A 5,556-nucleotide genomic window follows, 5' to 3' on the forward strand; every position below is an offset into this window, starting at 1 on the left:
TCAATCAAATTGATGAAAAATCACTAATGAGTATTCAAGAAAAACTTAACAATAGACCTCGGAAAATAATAGGTTATAAAACTCCTCAAGAAATTATGGATTTTGAACTAAAAAATGTAGCTTAGTATAAACTAAAAAAAAAGCAACGTTTGTTGCGTTAGAACCTTGAATGCAGCATCTGAATGATGATTAAAAGATTAACAAACCCTGAAAACATTGACAAGTCTTTTATTGAATCTGAAATTGAATCTGGCAATAATGTTATTATTCAATTTGATGAAATAACCTACAATGATGGAATACTTTCTGACCTAAATATTTTAGCAAAAAAATTAGATAGAAATTTTGAAATTAGATTTTATGGACACGACAAGAAAACATTTGATTGCAAAACACTTTTAAAAGTTAATAACGTCAAAAATCTTTCTATTAATTGTTTAAAAAAGGTGAAAAATCTTAACGAACTGTCAAAATTAGAACATTTAGAAAAACTCATAATTGGAATAGATGATTTTAAAGAAACAGAAATTCTGAATTCCGATAATTTTAAAAGTATTCAAGAACTTAATCTAGCAACATCAAAAACCAAAAATTTGAATCTCGAATACTTAAAAGAGTATACGAACTTAACTTCGTTAGGAATCTCGGGTAATTTTAAAAATACAGAATCTATCGGACAAATTGAAAATTTAGGAACTCTTTATCTAAGTGGAACAAATCATAAAATAAAATTTGACTTTGTAAATCAACTTAAAAATTTAAAAGAACTTTATTTGAGTTTTGGGAGTAGAGAAAATATAGACGAAATTATTGGAGAGAATTTAGAATCATTAACTATACTTTGGATAAAAAATTTAAACACACTAAATATTAGTAGATTTAAAAAACTAAAATATCTACAAGTTGAAAATCAAGCCCAAATAGAATCTATTGAATTTAATTCAAGAATGAACTCTCTTTCAAAATTGAAGATTATTAATTGTAAAGGGTTACTAAAAATGGAAGGTTTGAAAGAATTAAACTCTTTAAAAACTTTAATTATATCAAGGTCATTAAAACTCGAATATGAAAATATCATAAATCAAGAATTACCTAAATCATTAGAACATTTTAATTTCTATACTGCCCGAAAAGCATTTGATACAGAAATTAAAGACAGAATAAGAAGTTTAGGTTATAAAACGACATAAAAAAACTACGCACAACATCGTATATAATTTATTGCTGGTTCTAGCCTGCTTACGAAAACCCTCGCGGATTTTCTATTCGGTTTTTATTTGCTAAATTACGTACTTAACCACGCAACAAACCATATACAAACACGTTGCCAGTAATTTGAAAAAAAAATCGAACTATGAACAAAATTTTTGCAATTGTAATTTTATTTATTTCATTTTCAACATTCGGACAATCTGAAACGAAAGACACGCTTAAATACGAATACAAAGTCGAGAAACTCAAATCAGACTTTTTTAAGGACGAGAGAACTGTAAAAATTTATCTGCCATCAAACTACGACGACAAACAAAAATATCCAGTTATTTATACATTAGATGGCTACGAGCTTTTTGAAATTACAACCAATTACGAAAATTATTTAGCAAAATATAATGTGATTCCAAATTGTATTGTGGTTGGAATTTTTCACAATGACCGAAATTATGAAACAACACCCAATTATGGAAATGACATAAACATTCCAACAGACCAATTTTTAGAAGGTTCGGAAAAATTAAAAAATCACCTTTACAAAGAAATAATTCCTTTAATCAATTCAAATTATTCTGTATCAGGATTTAATATATTAGTTGGTCATTCCAATACTGCAACACTTGCAAGCCAAATTATTTCAATGCCAAATAATGCATTTCAAGGATTTATTGCCATAACGCCAGACTTATTAAAAGAACAAATAGAAAATCTAAACAAGTCACTAGCGAAAGATAAAAGCAAAAATTTGTACTATTTTGTTTCCTCGGGAACTAAAGATGATAAATACCGACTTGCAACAGGAAAAAAATTAGATAGTATTTTTAAAAATAACACAAACGTTCGTCTTAAATTAAAAGAGGAAGTTTACAATTCAGGACATCTTGATTTGGTCGTAAAATCCTTAAATGATGCTCTAATGTTTATGTTTTCGGATTATAGAAATTACAATGATTTCGAGAATAAAGTAAATGAAAAAAAATTATCTGTTTCGGATTATTTGGAAGGTAAAACCAATTCTACCAAACAAAATTATGGAATAGACTTTAATTTGGACGAAGATGATTTCTATTACCTTTTAGACTTGGTAATAGCGAAAAAAAACAGCGACCTTTTGGAACAACTTTTTGAAGTTGGCGAAAAAAATGAATTTTTCGCAAAAGACGAAGCATATTCTCAAAAGGCTCAATTGTACGAAGAGATGGGACTTTACGATGAAGCTTTGAAAAATTGGAAACTTCAAATCGAAAAAGGTTATAACGACAATATTTTCTATTACGAAAGACCGTTTAGAATTATATATGAGAAATTGGACAAACCGAAAGACGCAATTGACTTTTTGGAAAGTTCGATAAAAACATATCCAAAAGGGAAACTGATTTTCAGTTATTTCATAGCCAAAGTTTGTGCAGAAAAAGGAATATTAAAGAGCAAAGGATTAAAAAATATAGAATATTGTATAAAGGAATTTAAAGAAAATAAAAAATTCACTTTATCGGAGGCAAAAGAACTGAAAACAAAATTGAGGAAATAAAAACTACTGGCAACACCGTATATAAGCTATGGCTTGGTCTGTGCCCATTTGGAAAATCTATGGATTTCCCAAAGTTAGTTTATATTTGGAGAGGTTCATGCAAAAACACGCCACAGCTCATATACATAAACGTTAGCTATAATTAAAAAAAATAAAAATGAAAAAAATGAAATTTTTGACAATAGTATTTGTATTAATCCTTAATTCTTGTGTTTCACAAAATGATTCTAGTGATTTACAGAAAGAAATAGAACAACTAGAAATTACGTTAAAAGAAACTAAACAAAAATTAAAGGATACTGAAAATAAACATAAAAAATATATTGAAGAAAATAAAAAAACAACATACACTGAAAAAATAAAAGACTTATCTATTTCAATTTTCCAATTGAACGAAGATGGAGAAGGTCTTTTAGTAATAACTAACACGATTACGGAACAAAAAGGAATTATACCTATTGGAATATATGATGACCTATCAAATTTAACTGATTGGATTAAATTTATAGATTTTGATTATGATGGTCAAGATGAGTTAGTAATACCTTCAGAAATGCATACTCCACACTTATATAATAGAATATTTGATTATAGTTCTTTAAAACCTAAAAAAATCTTTAAAAAATCTAAAGAAAATATTTTTATTGGTCATTCAGAGTCAGATGAAAAAGGTCAATTAACTAGTATAATTACAGCTGGAAATAGAGGTGGTTATGAATTTTCAAATGATAAGTCTATTCGCTTTTTTGGAGCTTGTGGAGCTGCTTGTACTAATAGAGAAGTATACCAGTTCAATAATGGGGTTTATTCTTTAAAATATTACGAAAGGGAAACAGCTATAGAAGATGAAAATTATGATGGCTATATAATAACTAGAATTGAAAATGGAATAACAACTAAAAGAACAGTTGATTCAAATTCAAATAAAACAATTATATCTGATACAAATTCAAATCAAAAAGAAATTTATTTACTTGAAAATTTATTAATTTATAATTCTCACAAACAAATCGAAGATGAATTTGAAAAGAAAAACGTATCAATAGAAACAGGTTATTATCCAGAAGGAATGGGAGAATATAAATATACAGTATTATATAAAAACTCTGAAAAAGAAGTAGAGTTTTATTGGGAAAATGAAATAGGATTAAAAGAATTAAATGGAGTTAGACTGTCAAAAAAATCTATATGGAAAACAAAACAAGGAATTACTTTTGGAACCGAATCAGCACATTTAGAAAAATTAAATGGAAAACCCTTTTCATATTCAATTACCTGTTCGGAGTGTGACGCACCACAAGAAAGAATTATTGATTTTGAAAATGGGAAACTGTCCAATAACAATATCAGAGTAGCCATATATCCAAACGCTTCTACTGAAACTGACAATGAAAACAAACCCAAATATTATTCTAATCACAGTTATGCTAAAAACACAAAAGTAATTGAATTATTCCTTCGCAAAAAACAACTATAGCTAACACCGTATATAAAAAATTGCTGGTTTTGTGCTTAAACAAAGGTTGTTGCTTGTTTTGTTACGTCTGATTTTCCTTCGGAAAATCCTCGCATACAAAACCGCAACTTTCCATATACAAACACGTTGGCAAACATATGTCCAAATAATGAAATTCATCAAACTAACAATAATTTTACTTTTGACTTTTAGTTGTTCAAATGAAAAAAAAATAGCACAATTTGAAAAGGTTTTGGGAAAAGAAAACAGCGAAACTCTGACTTATCTCGTGAACGACTTTGAATCTGACTTTCTCAAAAGACAATATCCGAATTTAGACACTAAAAATGCTTACAAACAATTCTTGACTGATTTAAAAAATGGAAGAACTGATTTACTGAAAACAGTATCAAAAGAGAGTAGAAAGCGATTTGAACAAAGCAATTTAAAACATGAAATTTATAGTTATGTAGATTCTGTTTGGATAGAAAATGATTTTCTGATAAAAAAAAGATTTGTAAATAAAAGTCTAAATGGAATAATTCAATACAATGTTCAGACTCAATCTGGAAATATTCCAAGTAACTTTGATAAAGATTCTTTGATAATTGCAGAAATGGATTCAAGAACTCTAAACAATTTAGGAAAATATTGGATAGCATTGGATTCTATAAAAAATCAAAATGAATTCATTAAAGAATACTACAAATTCAAAATACCAATGGGCTTTTTACACCCAGAAATAGTTTCAAATATGATGTTAAATTCTGATTTAAATTTTTCTGACTATTACATTAAGAGAATTATAATAACCGATTTTATATATTAATAATAAATACGATTTGCCAACACCGTATATAATTTATTGCTAGTTCTAGCCTGCTTACGAAAACCCTCGCGGATTTTCTATTCGGTTTTTATTTGCTAAATTACGTACTTAACCACGCAACAAATCATATACAAACACGTTATAAAAAATAGCCGAAAATCCTCAATTTCAACAAACTGAATTTCTTAAAACATAAATAATTGGATTATTTCCTTACTCAAATCTTAATAAAATAATCGCGAACTCTGCTTACTCAATTCACGAATTGAATTCTTTGCGGAATTTTGACGCAAAGGAGAAATAAATCTTGCGCAGTTTTTTGAAGCCAAGGAAATTTTAGCTCGCCAGGAAATGCTTACTCAATCGCTAAATACTCCAAAGAGTTTAAAAAAAAACACTTTTCGCTATTCAACTGTAAAAGCAAAACACGTTTAGCTTTCCTCCTTTTATTGCGCAACTTAACGGCAAAGTAATTCGTGCTTAATTTGATGTTTAGCTACATTTTATAACAACGTATATAAAAAATTG

4 protein-coding genes and 1 pseudogene are annotated in these 5,556 nt (G+C 27.8%); all 5 read left to right on the plus strand.

Annotated elements, in window-relative coordinates; all coding sequences use genetic code 11:
* Positions 1-125 (plus strand): annotated as a pseudogene (locus tag ACVCXO_RS01035) (IS30 family transposase); the annotation flags it as partial.
* 57 nt (positions 126-182) lie between these two features.
* Positions 183-1,190, plus strand: coding sequence for a hypothetical protein (locus ACVCXO_RS01040; RefSeq protein ID WP_452227743.1), 1,008 nt, complete (start codon positions 183-185; stop codon positions 1,188-1,190).
* Between the two features lie 164 nt (positions 1,191-1,354).
* Positions 1,355-2,743, plus strand: coding sequence for an alpha/beta hydrolase-fold protein (locus ACVCXO_RS01045; RefSeq protein WP_452227744.1), 1,389 nt, complete (start codon positions 1,355-1,357; stop codon positions 2,741-2,743).
* A gap of 157 nt (positions 2,744-2,900) precedes the next feature.
* Positions 2,901-4,220 (plus strand): hypothetical protein, encoded by a 1,320-nt coding sequence (locus ACVCXO_RS01050; protein ID WP_452227745.1) that lies wholly within the window; start codon positions 2,901-2,903, stop codon positions 4,218-4,220.
* Positions 4,221-4,368: 148 nt separating this feature from the next.
* Positions 4,369-5,028, plus strand: coding sequence for a hypothetical protein (locus tag ACVCXO_RS01055; protein WP_452227746.1), 660 nt, complete (start codon positions 4,369-4,371; stop codon positions 5,026-5,028).
* Positions 5,029-5,556 lie beyond the last annotated feature (528 nt).

It is taken from the genome of Lacinutrix sp. MEBiC02404 (genome assembly GCF_053601575.1).

Excerpts from the sequence above, each read along its gene's own strand:
- ACVCXO_RS01040 (WP_452227743.1), top strand. The coding sequence starts at position 183 with ATGATGATTAAAAGATTAACAAACCCTGAAAACATTGACAAGTCTTTT.
- ACVCXO_RS01045 (WP_452227744.1), top strand. The coding sequence starts at position 1,355 with ATGAACAAAATTTTTGCAATTGTAATTTTATTTATTTCATTTTCAACA.
- ACVCXO_RS01050 (WP_452227745.1), top strand. The coding sequence starts at position 2,901 with ATGAAAAAAATGAAATTTTTGACAATAGTATTTGTATTAATCCTTAAT.
- ACVCXO_RS01055 (WP_452227746.1), top strand. The coding sequence starts at position 4,369 with ATGAAATTCATCAAACTAACAATAATTTTACTTTTGACTTTTAGTTGT.